Source organism: Intrasporangium oryzae NRRL B-24470 (assembly GCF_000576595.1).
GTDB lineage: Bacteria > Actinomycetota > Actinomycetes > Actinomycetales > Dermatophilaceae > Intrasporangium_C > Intrasporangium_C oryzae.
The window spans coordinates 21755-40075 of sequence record NZ_AWSA01000009.1 but is presented as its reverse complement, the minus strand read 5'-3'; the positions used below and the strand labels follow the sequence as shown (position 1 = coordinate 40075).

Genomic DNA, 18321 nt, shown 5'->3' with positions numbered 1-18321 from the left:
TCCGGTGTCGCTCTCCTCCTCGGTGCTTCCCGAGCTCAGGGAGTACGAGCGCACCATCACCACAGTCGCTAACGCAGCCGTGCAGCCGCATGTGGCCCGCTACGTCGCGAACCTCGACGCCAAGCTGACCTCCGCCGGCATCCACGGCAAGCTGTGCATCCTTCGCAGCGACGGCGGCCTCGTCTCCGCGAGCGCAGCAGCGGCGCACCCGGTGAACATGCTCATGTCCGGTCCCGCGGGTGGGGTGACGGGTGCGACGTGGGCCGCCGAGCAGGCCGGCTTCAAGGACTTCCTCACCTTCGATATGGGCGGGACGTCAACCGATGTTGCGCTCGTGCAGAACCTCAAGCCGCGGATCGGCAGGGAGACGACGGTCGGGGACCTCAAGGTCCGGGCCACCTCCGTCGACGTACGAACCGTCGGTGCCGGTGGTGGCTCGATCGCGCACGTGCCCCCGCTGACTCAGGCGCTGCGGGTCGGCCCGCAGTCCGCGGGCGCCGTGCCCGGACCTGCGTCGTATGCCGCGGGCGGCGCCGAGCCGACGGTGACCGACGCCAACGTCGTCCTCGGCTACCTGCCCAACCGCCTCGCGGGCGGGGAGATCACCCTCGACCGAGACGCCGCCCACGCCGCGGTCAAGTCGATCGCCGACGCCACGGGTCTGCCATCGGTGGAGGCCGCGGCCGCCGGAATCATCGACATCGTCAACGAGAACATGCTCGGCGCACTTCGCCTGGTCTCGGTGCAGCAGGGCTTCGACCCGCGCGACTTCGCACTCGTCGCGTTCGGGGGTGCAGGCCCTCTCCACGCCAATGCCCTCGGCAGGCTCACCGGGGCCTGGCCGGTGATCATCCCTCCGTCACCCGGCGTGCTCAACGCGTATGGCGACGCCACCACCGTGATGCGGGACGAGGCGGTCCGCACGCTCGTGCGACGCTTCAGCGAGCTCAGCGACGACTCGCTGAAGGAGATCCTGACGGAGCTCGCCGACAGCGCGAAGGCCACCCTCACCAGCGAGGGCGTCCCCGAGGACGTGCAGCGGATGGTGTACTCCGCCGACCTGCGCTATCACGGTCAGGGCTTCGAGATCCCAGTGACGATCGACCTCGAGGCCTTCGACGGTAGCGGTGGCGGTATCGAGAGCCTACGGAAGGCCTTTGATGCTGAGCACAACCAGCTGTTCAACTTCGTCCTCGACGCCGAGCATGAGCTCGTGACCGTCCGGGCCACGGCCAATGGGCCGCGCCCTGATGTCACCGTGATCGAGCTCGAGAAGGGTGACGAGGACCCGGCCGCGGCCCTGAGAGGCACCCAGTGGATCTGGGTCGACGGGGGCGAGGTCGAGGCGAACCTCTACGACCGGGCGCTGCTGAAGGCGGGCAACGTCGTGCATGGCCCCGCGATCGTCACGGAGATGGACTCCACCACGCTGATTCTGCCCGGGTACGCCGCGACGGTGCACCCCGCCGGCAGTCTCCTCATTCGTCCCCTCGACTCGAACCCGGAGAACTGAGACATGGCACGCCTCATCGAGACCGCGACAGAGCCCCTTCGCAGCGTCGACGTCGACGTGGTGACCTTGGATCTGGTCGAGAACGCGCTTCGCAACGCCCGCTACGAGATGGACGAGGTGCTCTTTCGGACCGCTCTCTCGCCGGGCATCCGCGAGCAGCATGACGAGTTCCCGCTGATCGGGGACCCCGGGGGCAAGATGGTCGTCGGTCAGTTCGGACTGTCGATCCCCGACTTCCTGGAGAACTTCGACGGCGACATCGAGGAGGGCGACGTCCTCCTCACCTCTGACCCGTACTCGTGTGGAGCGGCGATCAGCCACGCGAACGACTGGCTGGTCGTGATGCCCATCTACTTCGAGGGGCGCATCGTCGGGTGGTCGTCGATGTTCGGCCACATGTCCGACGTCGGTGGCAAGACCCCTGCCTCGATGCCTACAGACGCGAAGACGATCTTCGAGGAGGGCGTGATCATCCCTCCCTTCAAGCTCTACAAGAAGGGCGTTCTGGACGACGACGCGCTGCGGATCATCCTCAACCAGGTCCGCAAACCCGACTGGAACCGGGCCGACCTCAACGGCATCGTGGCCGCCTGCCGCACCGCCTCGCGACGCGTGCAGGAGATGTGCGCACGCTTCGGCGTCGACACCTACACCTCGGCGCTCGACGCCCTGCTCGACCGCAACTACCGGGCGATGAAGACCCTGCTCGCGATGGTGTTCGAGGAGGGCAAGACGCTCTCGTTCGCCGACTACATCTGCGACGACGGGGTCGGCTACGGCCCCTACGAGCTCAAGCTCAGCCTCACCCGCACCGGGGATAAGGTGCTGCTCGACTTCACCGGCAGCAGCCCCCAGGCGCAAGGGCCCGTCAACTACTACATCAACGAGAACCTGGTTCGGATGTTCTTCGGGATCTACATGATCACCGTGGCCGACCCGCAGATCCTGTGGAACGACGGGTTCTACCCGCTGGTGGACGTCGAGATCCCGGAGGACTCGTTCTGGAAGCCGAAGTACCCAGCCGCCCTCAATGCCCGTAACCACGGCATCGGCCGCGTCTTCGACCTGTTCGGAGGGCTCCTGGGCCAGACCAACCCGGATCTCCTCAACGCCGCCGGTTTCTCGTCCTCGCCCCATTTCATGTACTCCGGTAACTACAGTTCCGGCGACCGGAAGGGCGAGTGGTTCCAGTTGTATTCCATCGGCTTCGGCGGCATTCCAGGTCGGCCGATCGGTGACGGACCGGATGGGCACTCGCTCTGGCCGTCCTTCGTGAACATTCCATGCGAGTACCTCGAGTCGTACTACCCGCTCCGAATCGAGCGGTGGGAGACCGTCGCGGACACCGGGGGTGCGGGTGTGCACCGGGGAGGCAACGGCGTGGACGTCGCCTACCGATTCCTCGAGCCGGGCACGATCGCGATCCATGACGACCGCTGGCTCACCTACCCCTGGGGGGTCAACGGCGGCGAGCCCGGCGCACGGGGACGCAAGTGGATCGAACGTGCGGACGGGACCAGGCAGGTGCTGCCCAGCAAGATCCACGACTTCCCGGTCAACGTCGGAGACCTGCTCCACTTCGTCACCTGGGGCGGTGGCGGGTGGGGCGACCCGCTCGCACGTGACCCGCAGCTCGTCGGGTTGGAGGTACGACGCGGGCTGGTCACCGTCGAGGGTGCGCGCCGGTACGGCGTCGTGTGCGACGAGCAGGGGGAGGTCGACGGAGAAGCCACCCAGCAGCTGCGCGACACGATGAAGAAGGAACGGCCGGATGTCCTCCCGACCTTCAACATGGGGCCGCCACTGGAGGACATCCTGGCGCGGTGCGAGGAGGAGACCGGCTTGCCGGCGCCCAGACCGCCGATCGCCAGGTGAGGACGTGTCGACCTTCGACGAAGGCTTCGACGGCAGGCTCAGTCCGGGTCGTCGCCCGGCGGTCATCGCCGTGGACCTGATGCAGGCCTACTTCGAGCCGGCCAGCCCCCTGTGCCTGCCCTCGCGGGACTGCCTCGCCTCGGCAGCACGGGTGCTGGCGGCCGCTCGGCGCAGGGGCGTTCCGGTCGTCCACACCCGCGTGGAGTACGCGCCCGCCGGCCGCGACGGCGGCGTCTTCGTCCGCAAGGTGCCCGCGCTCAAGCAGCTGTTCGGGGGCGGCCCGATGAGCGAGCTCATGCCGGAGGTCGCCCCCATCGAGCATGAGCTGGTGGTCACCAAGCAGTACGCCAGCGCGTTCTTCGGCACCTCGCTCGCTTCTATGCTCGTCGCCCGAGGTACCGACACGGTCGTGATCGTGGGGGCGAGCACCAGTGGTTGTGTCCGAGCGACCGGCGTGGATGCCGTCCAGCACGGGTTCATCCCGCTCGTGGTGCGGGACGCCGTCGGCGACAGGTCCGCGCAGACCCACGAGGCGAGCCTGTTCGACCTTCAGGCGAAGTATGCCGAGGTGGTCGACGAGGAGACCGCGGTGACCTACCTCGAGGAGCAGCGGTGAAGCAGACAGTCGAGATTCTCGAGGTCTCGCCGCGAGACGGCCTGCAGAACGAGAAGACGATCCTGACCACGGAGGACAAGATCGAGCTCGTCGAAAGGGCGGTGCGCTCCGGCGCCCGGCGCATCGAGGTGACGAGCTTCGTGAACCCCGCGCGTGTGCCGCAGATGGCCGATGCCGACGACGTCATGTCGGCGCTGCCACGGCAGCCGGGCCTGAGGTATGCCGGGCTCGTCATGAACCGCCGGGGGCTGGAGCGGGCGTTGGCCGGGCGCGTCGACGAGATCGATGTCGTGGTCGTCGCCACGGACACGTTCTGCCGTCGGAACCAGGGAATGAGCACGGTAGAAGCCTGTGACATGGCGGCCGCATTGGTCGCGGATGCGCGATCGGCCGGGGTCTTCACGACCATCACGGTCGGGGCGTCGTTCGGCTGCCCCTTCGAGGGTGAGGTGTCGATCGAGCGCCTCCGCGAGGTCGTCCAGCGCGTCGTCGATGCAGGACCGGACGAGCTGGCCTTGGCCGACACCATCGGCGTGGCCGTGCCCACCGATGTGAAGCAGCGTCTGGAGATCGCTCGAGAGATCGCCGGACCGGATATACCGCTGCGGTTGCACCTGCATGACACCCGCCACACCGGCGTCGCCAACGCGGTGGCCGCTCTCGAGGTGGGTGTCACCACGCTCGACGCCAGCATCGGCGGCGCTGGCGGGTGCCCTTTCGCTCCCAAGGCGACGGGCAACGTCGCCACCGAGGACCTGGTCTACCTGTTCGACCGGATGGGAGTCAGGACGGGGCTCGACCTCGAGTCGGTGACCGACACCGTCGCATGGCTCGAGGAGCGGCTCGCGAAGACGTTGCCGGGTGCTCTGGCCCGAGCCGGTGGCTTTCCAGCGAGCTGAACGCAGACCTGTGCTGCGCGCCGTCGGGCACGAACCGACGGCGGTCGATCAAGAGGGTGGACGCGCTGCCCAATGAGTATCGGATTGCATTCTCCGCCAACAACTTCCGTGCCTTTCGGAGTCCATCAAAGTTCTGGGTCCAGCACAGCTACTGCGACACCGTCATTGCCTGGACGCGTCTTGCCCGTCGGGGTGACATTGCTGCCGCCTTTCCGGCGATCGCCTGTCGAAGGCTGGCCGGCACGGCTGATGCCCGCCGCTTCACGTGCATCAATACACTCCGCCGGGTGAGGACGAGTGATCTGGCACCCGGGTGCTCTCCCTGCGATCAGCAGGCGACGTCACCAAGACCGCCGCGCGAGGAAGTCCTCGCCACCAATCACTGGCGCGTCGCCCACGCCTTCAACAGCGCGTTGCCCGGATGGCTCATCCTGCTTCCGACCCGCCACATAGCGTACTTCGCCGAGCTCACGGCAGCCGAAGCGCAGGAGCTCGGCGGGGTGATACGACGTCTGAGCGCCGCCCTCGAGGTCGTCACCGGGTGCGTCAAGACCTACCTCATGCAGTTCTCGGAGGCCGAAGGGTTCGGCCATCTTCACCTACACCTGGTGCCGAGATCGCCCACTGAGCCAAGAGAGGCGATGGGGCCGGCGGTCTTCACCTACCTGACCTCGGAACAAGCTCAGTGGATCCTCGCAGAAGAACTCGCCGAAATCGCGAACTCGATCCGGGCTGCAATCCCGTAGGACTTCCTCCGATAAGCCATGAGCTCGATCGCGTCCCAACGTCCGCGAATGCCGCTCTGAGCGGGATCACGATCGCGTGGCCACAAGCGCGAAGGACGGCAACGCTCGTCCTGCGCTGGGTAGCCGCCGCTGTGCGCTGAGGCGTCCATTGCTCAGTCGCCTGACCAGCCCCAGAAGAACACCTCGGATGGTGCGTCGTTCTGGTAGACGAGCAGGCTCCGCCCACTCCACTTCGGACCGATGAGGTCCTCCAACGGGCGGTCCCCGGCCGGGTCGTGGACCCGGGCCAGGTCTTCGCTCGTCGGCTGGTCGGTGCCGAGGACCTCGGTCATCTCCGCGTCGCTCAGCGCACGGGCCGCGCCCAGCTCGTCCGGATCGTCAGCCTCCGAGACCCGGTCGAGGTCCAGCATGGTGTGCGTGCCCTTCTCCCAGAAGTCCTCGGTCTGCTTGGCCGCGGCCAGCTGATCCAGCGACGCCGGCCGTGCGAAGCCTTCCGCGTCGGTCTCGGCCGGATCGAAGTCGTCCCACGGCCAGATGTAGTCGCCGGACTCCAGGATCTGCCTTTGGACGGCCAGGAACGACTCCTGCACACTGCCCATGAACGGCGTTCGGTAGGACCAACCTGATGCACCCACGATGGGATCCCCTTCAGTCACGACTTCAACAATGAGCCCTTGCAAGGCGCCCAAACCTAACGGGATCAGCGGGCCAACACTCGCCTCGAGCCCCGGGTTTCGCCATCGGTGCGCGAGCGACGGCACGCAGAAGACCTCAACCTCGACCACCCCCGGCGACATCACCGGCCAGGTCAAGACGGTCAGCGCCTGGCTGTGGAACCCGGACACGTCGGCGATGAGCCTGACCACCGTAGCCACCTACGCCTACGACGACACCGGGCGCATGGTCACCGAGCGCGACCCGCGCACCGGGCTGGGCACCGACTACACGTGGGACGGCGCCAGCACCCGCATCGCTTCCGTACGCCAGAACACCCTGGCCGCGACGAAGCTCACATATGGCTCGGGCAGGCTGACGCAGGTCTCCCGCGAGGCCCCAGTCGAGGGCCAGCCCGACGTCACCGTCGCCCGATACGTCTATGACATCGCCACGAGCGGGACCGGGCTGCCCAACCTCACCGGACCCACCGGGGTCACAGCCTGGCACCAGGCCAAAGCTCCAGTGACGGGGTACGCCGTCTTCGGGCAGGACTACACCGGCCCCGTGTCCGGAACCAGCGTCGACTGGACCTACGCCGACCTGTCCTACGTCGACGACCTCGGCTACACCGTCAACAGCGCCAGCTACGGCGCCGGCGCCTGGCAAATCACCTCGACCGACTACGACACCACCACAAACAACGTCGTGCGCCAGCTCGACGCGTCCGCGACAGCAGCCACAGCAAAGGCCACCCCCGCCATGACACCGGCGCAGGTGGACACGCTCTCCACCCAGACCCTGTACAACAACGAGGTCAAGGACTCCAGCGGCACGGTGGTGCTGCCCGCCGGCTCCCGAGTCACGGACACCTACGGTCCCGCACGCCCAGTGGTGCTGGCTGACGGCACTGTGGCGCCCCTGCGCCCGCACACCCACACCGACTACGACCAGGGCGCACCCAACGGCGGAATCAACTCGGCGACCGGACAGCAGTTCTCGCTGCCCACGACCATCAAGGTCACCGCAGCCACTGCCGTCGGCGCCGACGCCGAGACCATCTCGGTCAGCACGAACGGGTACGGCAAGGTCAACTCCACCGACCCCAACGAGGGCGACGGGTGGGCCCTCGGGACCGCGACCACCACCTCGACATGGACGAACACCACGTCCAGCAGCGGGGCGATCACCGCCACGACGCGCTACGACACCCTCGGGCGCGTCATCGAGAAGCGCCAGCCCCTCTCCAGCGGCGCCGACGCGGGCACCACCAAGACCGCCTACTACACGGCCGCCGCGCAGTCCGCACCGAACACCGACTGCGGGGAACACCCGGAGTGGGCGGGGCTGACCTGCCGCACCTACCCGGCCGCCGCCCCTGACCAGGGCCCGAGCCTGCCCGACGAGACCACCACGTACACGATGTGGCTGCACCCATCCACCGTCGTTGAGGCCTCAGGCGGCGCGACCCGCACCACGACCACGACCTACGACGCGGCCGAGCGGCCCGTCTCGACGAGGCTGACTGCCACGGGCCTGACCGGCTCCACCCCTCGACCCGGCAGCTACACCAAGTACCGGCCCAACGGCCTCGTCGACTACACCGGCGCGCTCAACAGCTCCGGCACCGACGCCGACACCGCCGGGCGCACCACCTACAACTACGACCGATGGGCACGCCCCACCACCGTCACCGGCGACGCCGGGCCGGTCACGACCAGCTACAACCCCGCCGGCAAGGTGGACACGGTCACCGACGCCAAGGGCAGCCGCAGCTACGGCTACGACGGGACCGACGCAGCCGGCAAGCTCGAGCGCCGCGGCCTGGTCACCTCCCTGACCGTGTCCCGGCCCGGAACTGGAGGAGCGCTGACCTACGCCGCTGGCTACGACGCCGACGGTCAACTGACCCGCCAGGGCATGCCCGGCGGGATCACCCAGGTAACCAGCTACGACGAGGGCGGGGAACCGGTCGGCCTGACCTACCTCGGGCAGGTCACTCCGGTCACTGCTTCCACCGACCCCGACACCGGCGAGACCGTATACACCCCCGGCACGCCGCAACAAGACCAGCCATGGATGTCCTGGAGCACGGTCAACGACATCACCGGCCGGGCGCGGCTGCTGGAGACCGGCACCGGCGCCGCGTTCGACAACGGCACCGGCGTCGCCAGCATCGAAGATGTCGCACCCTGGACCGCTGATGCCGTCGGCCAAGGCTCCAGCTACGCCCGTGAGTACCGGTACGACCCGGCGGGACGGCTCACCTACGCCCGCAGCGCCGAGTCCACCCCCACCCCGGACACCGCCTCGCTGGCCAGCACCTGCACCGAGCGCACCTACGCGTTCGACGCGAACGGCCGCCAACCAGCCAAGCGGTCACGGTGCACTCAGACGGCGACTGCACCAGCACCGGGACCACCACCACCACGGCCACGACCGGATGGGACACCGCCGACCGGCCCACCACCGGACGAAACGGCGCCGGCACCTACGCCTACGACCTGTTCGGCCGCCAGACCACACTCCCGTCCGCGGACGCCCCCGACACGACCAAGGGAGACATCACCCTCGGCTACTACGACAACGACCTGCCCCGCAGCATCACCCAGGGCGACACCAACACGACGTTCACCCTCGACGCGGCCGGCCGACGGGCGACCCAAACCACCACCGTTGGCGCCGGCAGCTCTGCCGGCACCACGACGACGGTGCGCCGCTACACGGACGAGGGCGACAACCCCGCCTGGACCGAGACCACGCCACCTGGCGCTCAGGACCCGACCGTCACCCGCTTCGCCGCATCGATCGGAGGCGACCTGTCGGCCACGATCGGGCAGGACGGCACCACCAGCCTGTCCCTCGCCGACTCCCACGGAGACACCTGCACCACCGTCACGATCGACCCGGGCCAGGCCAGCAGCACCCCAGCGGTGTCCGTCAGCGGGTGGGCCAGCTACGACGAGTACGGCAACCCCGCCAGCACCACCGCCACCGACCAGGTCGACGGCCCACTCGGCTACGGCTGGCTCGGAGCCAAACAACGCTCCACCAGCAGCGGGACTGCGGGCCTCACCCTGATGGGCGTCCGCCTCTACAACAACGCGAGAGGCCTCTTCACCTCGACCGACCCCGTCCCAAGCGGGTCCGCAAACGCCTACGCCTACCCCTTCGACCCGGTCAACCAGTTCGACCTGAACGGCAAATGGTGGGGGAGCGCCGCATGGAACGGAATCAAGCGCGGGGCGAGGTGGGCGTACAACCACCGAGGGGCGATTGCCACAGGATTCGCCTTTGGCACGTGCATCATTCCCGCAGTCGGATGGGCTGCGTGTGGTGCGATGACCGCAGCCGCATGGGTGATCCGCTCCCAGCAGACTGCCAAATCGAACGGTGGTTGGAGTCGGAATTGGCGAGGCATCGCAGAGGACGGCATCATGAGTGCAGTCTCCTTCGGCGGGGGGCAGATGCTACGCGTCCTTCAGTACGGCAGGGTTGGTTGGGCCTGGATGAGCGGCTTCAGTCGAAAAGCCGTCTCCCAAGGGTGGAAAGATATGTCCGGCGCGTTCAGATTGCACGCTGCGGCGAGCACCAAGGCCGGCCTAATCTATACGGCATGGAAGTATCGGCACTATCCCAATAGGATTAGGGAGCGGTTCGGTTGGTGAGCGAGACTGCGAAAGCCTTCCCGCGAAGGATAGTTCTAAGATCTCCGTGGCTGTACTTCGCTGCGGCAATGCAGGTGATTGGAGGTCTGGCCTTCACCTCTTTCCTTTTGATCGCGGGGTCGCCGGGTGGGCCGTCAGTTGGCGAAGCAGCCACTTATGCCATTATTGGGTTCGGGCTCTTCATCGGCGCGTACAGAACCTTTCTCATGCGCGTCGTGGTTGTTGGGAAAGAGATTACGATTCACGGGTTCACGCGAACCCGAAAAATCGCGATAACGAACGTTCAGGCGGAGATTGTGGATTTCCGGGTCGTCGCCTATCTGTGGGCGCCGGTCGTGACTGAAATGGGTCAGTCGCATGCTCTCGCCCTGCTGGGGGGGTATGGTTCTCGAAAGCGGCCGAATGGGAGGGTTGCCCGCGGAGTATCCGCCATCGCTGAGTCCCTTGAGGAGAGTTAATGCGGATCGTGAACTCCGGGGTGATCTAGTGCATGGGGCAGGAGCAACGTACATGCGACGATGCCTGCACACTCGCCACTAGCGGTTCGCGTTGACGGCACCCCGTTATCCTGGCGCCACCGCGGGACCTGATTTGTGGGACCAGGGCCAAGTCTCGCGATGCAGCTAGCGCTCCATTTGTTTATGGACCTTCACCTCTGTTGAGGGGTCGTCGCTAGTCACAAGGCTTGGCGCGGGCCGCATTCGATGAATGACCACGCTATAAAACCGCCGCGCAGGGGGACCCTACATTGTGTGGGGCCCCTATCGGCGGGTATCAGCGCCCGGGCCACGTCGCTGTAGCCGTAGGCCCACCTGAAGTTGGTGCCCGTTCTCGGAGTTCAGGCCGGCGGTTAGCCTGTTCGGCCCCTCCCTCCCGTTCTCGGGTTTAGCGGCTCTTCGTACCTGAGGTGGGTCACAGGCTGAGCCCTCCGCCGATGAGGAGCATTCGGAGCCGGTAGTTCTCGCGGTTGCGGAAGCCTCGGGCGACGCGTCGGTGGAGCTCAATCAGGCCGTTGATGGCTTCGGTGCCGCCATTGTTGGCGCCGTCGGTGGTGAAGTAGGCCGGGAACGCCTCACGCCACTGGGACAACGGGCGGCCGAGGCGGGCGATCTCCGGGATCGGGCACGAGGCGAACGAGGCGAGGATCTTCTCGGCGACCTTGCACCCGTCGGCGTGGCTGGTCTGGTGGTAGGCGGACCGCACCTGCTGGGCGCATTGGTAGGCGACCCACGCCTCGTCGTGCCGCTCGGCGGCACGACACCTCCGTCAGGAGGAGGAGTGCCCCCGAAGGATCGGCCCGTTGCTGGGCCCGGAGCCCCGCCCAAGCCCGCGGGCCAAGCCCAGCCCGAGGTCGCGGGCCGAGCCCAGCGGGCCAGGCACTGCTGGGTGGACAGCGCCACCGGCGATGAGGCCGTTCATGCCGGGCTGGTGATCGAGTGGCGCCGGGGCAGCGAGGGGTGGTCGGCTCTCGTGACCTATGTCGTGGACGACCAGGGCAGCCCCGTCGTCGTGACGCAGTGGCTGGACGGGGCGCTGCTGCGACCCGCACGGTAGGACCGCTTCGCCCCGCCACCCGTATCGACCGCATTGCTGAGTCTGGCCTGCCGGTGACAAGGCTGCTTTGCTCGCTTGTCGGGTGACCGTGGCCGCGTGTGCCGCCCCTTCCGGGGAGAAGAACGGAAGGGAGCTTGGCCATGCAACGCGCTCGTCGACACGATCCTCACCCCACCCCGTGGGAGGTTCCGCTCGCGATCGTCGTGGGAGCGCTTCTCCTCTTCGTGGTGGGCGCCCACCTCGGCCGCGGGATCGCCAACCTGCTCAGCGCCGGCTGGTGGGAGTTCCCGGACCGGGCGGACCTGTTCATCAGCCTCCCCGGTCTTCTTGAGGGTGACGCGAGTGCTGGCTTGACGGCGACGCACCCAACGGTTGCGCCGGCCACCGTGCTGTGGGTGTGCATCGCCGCCGTCGAGCTGGTCGTCCTGGGGCTGATCGTCGCCGGGATCAGGGCCGGCCTTCGACTCTGGGGCCCCACGAGGGTGCAGGGCGTGGCGACCCGGAAAGAGGCGGAGCGGCTGCTCGGCCGGTCCCGGCTGCGCCGCCACGCGGCGATCGTCCGCCCCGACCTGTACGGCAAGGGCCGGAGGCGAGCATGAAGTCCGTCACCCTGGTCCGACGGATCGACCCGGCCGCGATCGGCTGGCCGCTCGGACGGGCCCACGAACCGCGCGGTGGCGACCTGTGGGTGCCGTGGGATCGCACCGCGGGGGTCATCGGTCCGCAGGGCTCGGGCAAGACCCTCGATCTGCTCACCCCGGCACTGCTCGCCGCGCCCGGCGCTGCGCTGGTCACCCTCACGAAGCTCGACGACCTGCTCCTGACCCTCGCTGACCGCTCCGGCGAGGGCCGGCCGTGTGTGGTGCTCGACCCGTTCGGCCTCGCGCCCGGGGTGCCGGAGCTGGTGTGGGACCCGATCGACGGGTGCGTGGACCCGATGGTGGCCGAGCGGCGTGCGAAGGCGTTTACCGCCGGCACGGTCAAGGGCGCCGTGCAGGTCGGCCAGGGCGATGACGCGGCCAGGTTCTACGCGGCTGAGGCGGCGAAGGTACTGCAGGCCTACTTTCACGCTGCAGCCCTGACCGGCCGGACGCTTGAGGACGTGCTGCGCTGGGTCGCGAACCCGCACGCCTCCGCGCAGCCGTCCGAGATCCTGCGTGAGCACCCGCACGCGGCACCGTTCTGGCACGGCCTGCTCCATGGCGCCCTGCACGGCGACGACCGGACCGCCGGGAACACGATCACCACCGTCCAGCAGGCGATGAGCCTCTTCTTCCAAGAGGACATCCGCCGCCGCTGCGTCCCCCGGTCGGGCCACCCGGCCACCGACATCAGCCAGCTTATCGAGGCCCGCGGCACCATCTACCTGCTCGGCCGCGAAGACCCCTACGCGTCCGCTTCCCCGCTGATGACGGCGCTGGCGGAGCACGTCCTCGACACCGCCCTCGCCCAGGCCAACCAGTCCCCGTGGGGGCGGCTCTGCCCGCCGATGCTCGCCTGCCTCGACGAACTGCCCTCGACCGCGCCGCTGCCGACGCTGCGCACCCGGATGGCCAACGAACGCGCGCTGGGCATCTCGTTCATCTACGCCGCGCAGACCTGGCGGCAGCTCGCCGCGATCTTCGGCGAGCAGGAAGCCAGGGCCCTGTTCGGCCTGAGCAACGTGCTGGTCATCTTCGGCGGCTCCAAGGACGTCGCCTTCAACCAGGAGGTCTCCGACCTCGTCGGCACCACCCGCGTCAGGCGCACCACCTGGCAGAGCGGCAGCAGCGGCAACGGGGGCGGACGGTCCACCTCCGGCGAGGACATCCCGATCCTGCGCCCCGAGGAGATCCGCCAGATCCCCGACCGTCACGCCCTTGTCGTAGCCGAGAACGGCCGACCGATCATCGCCCGCCTCAAACGGTGCATCGACGGCAAGCAAGGCCGGCGCCTGCTGACCGACCAAGCCCGGGCCCGCGAGCAGCTGGCCACCGCCCGCCGCACCGCCCCCGCCCCGGCCGCTCGAGCCGCCGACGCGCTGGCCGAGGCACGCCGGCGGGGACTCGCACCAGAGAGCACCGAGACATGGCGCTGAACCCGCCGACCCCAACCGACGGCACCGGCGACCCCGGCCGCTCCCTCGTCCGGCCCTTCCCGGAGGTCGGCCCCCTGATGCGGGTCGCCTACCGCGAGCTCGGCATCCTCGCCAACGTCTTGACACTGGCTTTCACCGGTCTCCGGTTTGGAGAGTTCGCTGCCCTCAAGGTCAAGCGGTTCGATGCAGACCGACGTCGCCTTCAGGTTGCGGAGTCGTGCACGGAGGTGAGCGGCAAGATCGTGTGGTCGACCCCCAAGACACACCAGTCCCGTTCTGTTCCGGTGGCCGGCCCATTGGCCGAGCGGATCGCCCACGTCGTCCGCACCAAGGGCCCGGAGGACCTCATCTTCACGGCTCCAGGTGGCGGCGTGCTCCGGCTCGGCAACTGGCGAGCCCGCGTGTTCGAGCCGGCCTGCCGCGCAGCAGGCCTGGACGGCGTCTCTCCGCACGACCTGCGCCATACGGCTGCCTCTCTGGCCATTGCGGCCGGGGCCAACGTCAAGGCGGTTCAACGGATGCTCGGGCACGCCTCGGCAGCCATGACCCTGGATGTCTACGCCGGCCTGTTCGGGGACGACCTCGACGCTGTGGGCGACGCCATGGGCACACTGCTCGCCCAAGGTCTCAGCTGATCAGATCCGGGCAGACTGGCGTCTGACGCGATCGACGCTGGATCGGGGTTCTGTCGCCTTTGACGACGGGGGAGAGCCCGCGCGGTTCAGGCGGCCCCGGGGCCCCAGGTGAGCCGTCGAGGGGCAGCTTCCGAGGCTTGCGCCACCGGAAACCGCAACCAGTGGCGCACCCTCCGCGATCGCGCTGTGCCACAAATGTGCCACAGCGCCCCCATGCGCCCCCTCGGGATAGGTTCTCCGGTCGCGCAAAACCGGCGCTGACCTGCGCAAACGGGTGGTGGGCCCCGTCGGGCTCGAACCGACGACCGGCGGATTAAAAGTCCGATGCTCTACCGACTGAGCTAGAGGCCCGTGGATCCCTCCATCGGAGGCCGGGAGCCTGGAGAGCCCCCGACGGCTGATGCCGGAATCCTGAGCGTCAGTATGCCGCAGACGACGTGCCGCTCAGGCCCCCGGTCCCGCGGGAGCTGGCAGGGCCTCGCCACGGCACTCCGCAACCCGGCCGCCTGCGCATCCGGCGCCACCCAGACGGGTCCCAGCGGACTCACATCCGAGGGTCTTACGGTGCCGTTGACCCACCGCTGCCTCCAGCGGTCGATGTCCGGTCCTGAGTGAGGAGTACACATGGCCGATCTGGGTGCACAGGAGCTCATCCTCATCGCGATCGTCGTCGTCCTGCTGTTCGGCTGGAAGCGCATGCCTGACATGGCCCGCAGCGTCGGACGCTCGGTGCGCATCTTCAAGTCCGAGGTCGACGAGATGAAGAAGGACGGCTCGACGTCGAAGTCGCCCGCCGCGGAGGTGCCTGATGCCGTCGCCGAGGCTGACCGTCGCGCGGCCGAGGCCGAGCGTCTCGCCGCCGAGGCCCGGGCCGAGGCGGACCGGCTCCGCGAGGCCGGCTGAGGGCCCACGGCTGACGCCAACTGTGCGGCCCGCCTGCTGTGTGGGCCCCACCGGCGCCTTCCGCGCGCGCTCAGATGAGGGCGGGGATGCTGCGCGCGGCCGTGTAGAGCGCGACCGCGACGAGCAGCACTGAGAAGGCCATGGCCAGGTGGCGCGGGTTCGCGCGCGAGGCGATCCGTCCCCCGACGAGGCTGCCTGCCACGGCGGCCACCGTGAAGGTGCCGATCAGCGCCCAGTCGAGGTGGGTGCCGCCGGAGCCGATCCGGGCGGCGAGGGCCGTCGCGCTGTTCACGGCGATGACGAGCAGTGAGGTCCCGACGGCGATCGGCATCGGGAACCCGAGCGCGAGCACGAGGGCGGGCACGAGCGCGAAGCCGCCGCCGACGCCGAAGAACCCGGTGAGCAGCCCGACCGCCGTCGCGGTGACCACCACCTTCGCCACCCGGGGGCAGGCGCACGCGAACGGCCGCAGGGTCAGCATCGGGTCGACCGTGGGGTCGAGCTCGAGACCCGGGAGGGCAGGCCGCAACGCCCGGCGGATCATGAGGGACGCGACGAGCAGCATGAGCACGGAGAAGGCGGTGAGCAGCACCGCGGGCGCGACCCGGGACGAGAGCGCCGAGCCGACGAACGAGCCTGCGGTGCCGAGCGCCCCGAAGAGCAGGCCCTGCCCGAAGCGGACCCGACGCGCACGCGCATGCGGCAACAGGGCGATGAGCGAGGTGACGCCGACGATGAGGAGCGAACTCGTCGTCGCGGTCCGCGGGTCTTGGTCGAGGGCGTAGACCAGGGCCGGGACGGTGAGGATCGAGCCGCCGCCGCCGAGCGCGCCGAGGGACAGCCCGATGAGCACCCCGAGCGGGATGGCGAGCAGCAGCACGTGGGTCTCCTCGGTTGGACTCTGCGCGGGCGCGCCCCCACGCGGCGCGCGCGGCGCGCGCGGCGCGCGCGGGGGGCAAGGGATGCACGGGAAGGTCCCGCCGGGGATCCGGCCGAAGGGGGTCTGGTGCGGACCCCCGGCGGGGGGCCGGCCGCGCTGCTACAGGGGGTTGAGCGCGGCCGGCGCGTTCGGGCCACCCATCAGGGGGGTGGGGCGACCCGAGCTCGAGGGGCCGTCAGCCGCGGCCGAAGATGCGGCCGAAGAGGCCACCGGAGGCGGGGGCGCCGGCGTCCTTGGTGTGGCCAGGGCAGCGCTGCGACTGCGGCACGCCGCGCATGACCTGGTCGACGTGCTGGCCGCAGCCGGCCCACGTGGTCTTGCCGCAGGTCCTGCAGTTGGCGGGACGGCACATGGTGTTTCTCCTTCTGGTGGTGTCGGCACGGGCCGACGCTGGGGGTGGGGTGTTGGTCGTTCGCGGACTGGCCGGGTGGTCAGGCGGCGACGGTGATGGGCAGCCCGGAGGCTGCGGCGTGCTCGTCGAACGCGTCGTCGACGGCGACGACATGAATGCCGCGCGCGGCCAGGACGGAGGCTGCGACCGAGGCGCGGTAGCCCGCGGCGCAGTGGACCCAGACCTCGCCGGCCGGCACGTCGCCGACTCGCTCGAGAAGCTCGTGGATGGGGACGTTGACGGACCCCTCGATGTGCCCAGCGGCATACTCGGAGGCGCGCCGGACGTCGAGGACGACGACGGGACGGTGGTGGCGGACCTGGGCGAGATCGGCGAACCGGGCCCGCTCGAAGCTCCGCAGAGGCGCATCCGTCCACGCGTCCGGCGTGCCGGTGGCCGCGCCCTCGAGCTGGTCGATGCCGATCCGGACGAGCTCGCGCTGGGCCTCCGCGACCTGTTCGGCCGACTCGCCGAGGAGGGTCAGGGGGGTCCCCCACGGGATGAGCCAGCCCAGGTAGGTAGCGAACTGGCCGTCGAGGCCGAAGTTGAGGGTGCCGGTGACGTGCCCGGCCGCGAAGGCGGTCCGGTTGCGCAGGTCGACGACCCACTCGCCCGCGGCGATCCGCCGCGCGAGGACGCGCTGGTCGGCGTGCTCCGGTGCGCTGAGGTCGGGGGCGTCCGGCCCGGCGGTGTTGGCCGGGGCCATGTGCGCGTAGTAGGCCGGGTAGGCCTCGAGGCCCGCGAGCGTCTCGGCGACCCAGCGCTCCTCGTCCTGGGTCAGGGCGGGGTTGGCGATCCTCTCCCGGCCGATGGTCGAGGCCGTGGCCTCGCCGGTCGAGCCTGCCGAGCAGAAGCTGCCGAAGCCGTGCGTCGGCAGGACCCGGGCCTGCTCGGGGAGCTCGTCAGCGAGCCGCCGGGCGGACGCGAACTGGTGGTGCACGAGGTCGTGCGTGTGCGCGGCCCCGAGCAGGTCGGGCCGACCGGTCGCGCCGAAGAGGAGCGAGCCGCCGGTGAAGACCCCGACCGCCTCGAAACCGTCGCCCGGGTCGGACTCGACGGCATACGCCAGGTGCGTGTACGTGTGGCCGGGCGTCGCCAGGACGCGCACCCGAAGGGTGGGCGAGACGTCGATGACGTCTCCGTCGCGGACCGGGGTGCGCTCGAAGCTCACCGAGTCGTCGGCGTTCACGTGGTATGCCGCTCCCGTGGCCTTCGCGAGGGCGAGCCCACCGGTCACGTAGTCGTTGTGGATGTGGGTCTCGAAGACGTGGGTGATCGTCACCCCGGCCTGTCGAGCGACGGCCAGGACCCGGTCGATGTCGCGCTGCGGGTCGACGACGAGCGCGACCTTCCGGTCGTGGGCGAGGTAGCTGCGGTCGCCGAGCGACGGGGTGTCGATCGAGACGATGGTGACCATCGAGATCGGTCCTTTCAGCGGGGAGTCGAGCCGGGAGGGGAGCCGGGAGGTGGGGTCAGGCGGCGTCGGCACGCAGGCCGGTCACGACGGGGTGGCCGCTGCGGATCCACTCCGACGTGCCGCCGTCGACCGTCCGGGCGTCGAACCCGGCGTGGGCGAGGTACGACGCCATGGCCTGGCTCCGGTTGCCGCTGGCGCAGATGACCCAGACGGGACGGGTCCGGTCGAGCTCGGCGACGCGCGAGGGCAGCTGGGCCATCGGCATGAGGATCGCGCCGGGGACGTGCCCGCCGACGTACTCGCCCGGTTCGCGGACGTCGATGACGACGGCGCCGTCGGCGCGGGCGGCGGCGAGCTGGGCGATCGATGCGTGGGTCATGGGCCTTCCTTCGTTGCTCGGTGACTCGGTCAGGATACCCATGGGGGTATCTGG

17 protein-coding genes, 1 tRNA gene and 1 pseudogene are annotated in these 18321 nt (G+C 69.3%); 12 read left to right on the top strand and 7 right to left on the bottom strand.

From position 1 onward, the window contains the following. The first annotated feature begins 4 nt into the window (after positions 1 to 4). The 5 genes from N865_RS05630 to N865_RS05610 are packed head-to-tail and all read left to right on the top strand — an operon-like array spanning position 5 to position 5649. Positions 5 to 1513 (top strand): hydantoinase/oxoprolinase family protein, encoded by a 1509-nt coding sequence (locus N865_RS05630; RefSeq protein WP_211244862.1) that lies wholly within the window; start codon positions 5 to 7, stop codon positions 1511 to 1513. A gap of 3 nt (positions 1514 to 1516) precedes the next feature. After that, positions 1517 to 3388, top strand: coding sequence for a hydantoinase B/oxoprolinase family protein (locus tag N865_RS05625; protein WP_034802630.1), 1872 nt, complete (start codon positions 1517 to 1519; stop codon positions 3386 to 3388). Positions 3389 to 3392: 4 nt separating this feature from the next. After that, a complete protein-coding gene (locus N865_RS05620; protein ID WP_034802624.1) occupies positions 3393 to 4004 on the top strand; it encodes an isochorismatase family protein in 612 nt (203 codons plus the stop codon). Next, positions 4001 to 4903, top strand: coding sequence for a hydroxymethylglutaryl-CoA lyase (locus N865_RS05615; RefSeq protein ID WP_034802621.1), 903 nt, complete (start codon positions 4001 to 4003; stop codon positions 4901 to 4903). The genes N865_RS05620 and N865_RS05615 overlap by 4 nt, the downstream gene beginning before the upstream one ends. 56 nt (positions 4904 to 4959) lie before the next feature. Next, the gene (locus N865_RS05610; RefSeq protein ID WP_245603674.1) at positions 4960 to 5649 is read left to right on the top strand and encodes an HIT family protein; all 690 of its coding nucleotides are present in this window, start codon (positions 4960 to 4962) and stop codon (positions 5647 to 5649) included. Positions 5650 to 5801: 152 nt separating this feature from the next. Here the strand turns inward: N865_RS05610 and N865_RS05605 are convergent, their stop codons facing one another. Then, the gene (locus N865_RS05605; protein WP_034802618.1) at positions 5802 to 6515 is read right to left on the bottom strand and encodes a hypothetical protein; all 714 of its coding nucleotides are present in this window, start codon (positions 6513 to 6515) and stop codon (positions 5802 to 5804) included. On the opposite strand from N865_RS05605, the gene N865_RS22620 reads away from it, so the two are divergent. Further along, entirely contained in the window at positions 6502 to 9384 is a 2883-nt protein-coding gene (locus N865_RS22620) for an RHS repeat domain-containing protein (protein ID WP_157557574.1), read from the top strand. The two genes, N865_RS05605 and N865_RS22620, sit on opposite strands and share 14 nt — an antisense overlap. A 583-nt stretch (positions 9385 to 9967) precedes the next feature. Next, positions 9968 to 10429 (top strand): hypothetical protein, encoded by a 462-nt coding sequence (locus N865_RS05585; protein WP_157557573.1) that lies wholly within the window; start codon positions 9968 to 9970, stop codon positions 10427 to 10429. 454 nt (positions 10430 to 10883) lie between these two features. On the opposite strand, the pseudogene N865_RS05580 reads toward N865_RS05585, so the two are convergent. Then, positions 10884 to 11225 (bottom strand): annotated as a pseudogene (locus N865_RS05580) (ISL3 family transposase); the annotation flags it as partial. 132 nt (positions 11226 to 11357) lie between these two features. Between N865_RS05580 and N865_RS22615 the strand changes: the two are divergent. From N865_RS22615 to N865_RS05565, 4 genes are all read left to right on the top strand, one after another. Continuing rightward, entirely contained in the window at positions 11358 to 11525 is a 168-nt protein-coding gene (locus tag N865_RS22615) for a hypothetical protein (RefSeq protein WP_157557572.1), read from the top strand. A 140-nt stretch (positions 11526 to 11665) separates the two neighbouring features. Then, positions 11666 to 12124: a hypothetical protein gene (locus tag N865_RS05575; RefSeq protein WP_157557571.1), complete on the top strand. Its 459-nt coding sequence runs from the start codon at positions 11666 to 11668 to the stop codon at positions 12122 to 12124. Then, positions 12121 to 13602: a type IV secretory system conjugative DNA transfer family protein gene (locus N865_RS05570; RefSeq protein ID WP_034802588.1), complete on the top strand. Its 1482-nt coding sequence runs from the start codon at positions 12121 to 12123 to the stop codon at positions 13600 to 13602. The genes N865_RS05575 and N865_RS05570 overlap by 4 nt, the downstream gene beginning before the upstream one ends. After that, positions 13593 to 14237, top strand: coding sequence for a site-specific integrase (locus N865_RS05565; protein ID WP_084327973.1), 645 nt, complete (start codon positions 13593 to 13595; stop codon positions 14235 to 14237). The genes N865_RS05570 and N865_RS05565 overlap by 10 nt, the downstream gene beginning before the upstream one ends. A 275-nt stretch (positions 14238 to 14512) precedes the next feature. Here the strand turns inward: N865_RS05565 and N865_RS05560 are convergent. After that, positions 14513 to 14588 (bottom strand) — tRNA-Lys (locus N865_RS05560). 273 nt (positions 14589 to 14861) lie between these two features. On the opposite strand from N865_RS05560, the gene tatA reads away from it, so the two are divergent. Next, positions 14862 to 15140, top strand: a complete 279-nt coding sequence (gene tatA, locus N865_RS05555; protein ID WP_034802586.1) for a Sec-independent protein translocase subunit TatA — start codon at positions 14862 to 14864, stop codon at positions 15138 to 15140. A 70-nt stretch (positions 15141 to 15210) separates the two neighbouring features. On the opposite strand, the gene N865_RS05550 is transcribed toward tatA, so the two are convergent. The 4 genes from N865_RS05550 to N865_RS05540 form a co-directional block, all read right to left on the bottom strand. Beyond that, positions 15211 to 16020 (bottom strand): sulfite exporter TauE/SafE family protein, encoded by an 810-nt coding sequence (locus tag N865_RS05550; RefSeq protein WP_034802583.1) that lies wholly within the window; start codon positions 16018 to 16020, stop codon positions 15211 to 15213. A 235-nt stretch (positions 16021 to 16255) separates the two neighbouring features. Continuing rightward, positions 16256 to 16432 carry a hypothetical protein gene (locus tag N865_RS22995; protein ID WP_169735704.1) on the bottom strand — a complete coding sequence of 59 codons (177 nt, stop codon included), beginning with the start codon at positions 16430 to 16432 and terminating at the stop codon, positions 16256 to 16258. Between the two features lie 79 nt (positions 16433 to 16511). Next, positions 16512 to 17888, bottom strand: coding sequence for an MBL fold metallo-hydrolase (locus tag N865_RS05545; RefSeq protein WP_034802790.1), 1377 nt, complete (start codon positions 17886 to 17888; stop codon positions 16512 to 16514). A 55-nt stretch (positions 17889 to 17943) separates the two neighbouring features. Then, positions 17944 to 18267 carry a rhodanese-like domain-containing protein gene (locus tag N865_RS05540; RefSeq protein ID WP_034802581.1) on the bottom strand — a complete coding sequence of 108 codons (324 nt, stop codon included), beginning with the start codon at positions 18265 to 18267 and terminating at the stop codon, positions 17944 to 17946. Positions 18268 to 18321 lie beyond the last annotated feature (54 nt).

Excerpts from the sequence above, each read along its gene's own strand:
- tatA (WP_034802586.1), top strand. The coding sequence starts at position 14,862 with ATGGCCGATCTGGGTGCACAGGAGCTCATCCTCATCGCGATCGTCGTC.
- N865_RS05545 (WP_034802790.1), bottom strand. The coding sequence starts at position 17,888 with ATGGTCACCATCGTCTCGATCGACACCCCGTCGCTCGGCGACCGCAGC.
- N865_RS22995 (WP_169735704.1), bottom strand. The coding sequence starts at position 16,432 with ATGTGCCGTCCCGCCAACTGCAGGACCTGCGGCAAGACCACGTGGGCC.
- N865_RS22620 (WP_157557574.1), top strand. The coding sequence starts at position 6,502 with ATGAGCCTGACCACCGTAGCCACCTACGCCTACGACGACACCGGGCGC.
- N865_RS05570 (WP_034802588.1), top strand. The coding sequence starts at position 12,121 with ATGAAGTCCGTCACCCTGGTCCGACGGATCGACCCGGCCGCGATCGGC.
- N865_RS05625 (WP_034802630.1), top strand. The coding sequence starts at position 1,517 with ATGGCACGCCTCATCGAGACCGCGACAGAGCCCCTTCGCAGCGTCGAC.
- N865_RS05540 (WP_034802581.1), bottom strand. The coding sequence starts at position 18,267 with ATGACCCACGCATCGATCGCCCAGCTCGCCGCCGCCCGCGCCGACGGC.
- N865_RS05575 (WP_157557571.1), top strand. The coding sequence starts at position 11,666 with ATGCAACGCGCTCGTCGACACGATCCTCACCCCACCCCGTGGGAGGTT.
- N865_RS05565 (WP_084327973.1), top strand. The coding sequence starts at position 13,593 with ATGGCGCTGAACCCGCCGACCCCAACCGACGGCACCGGCGACCCCGGC.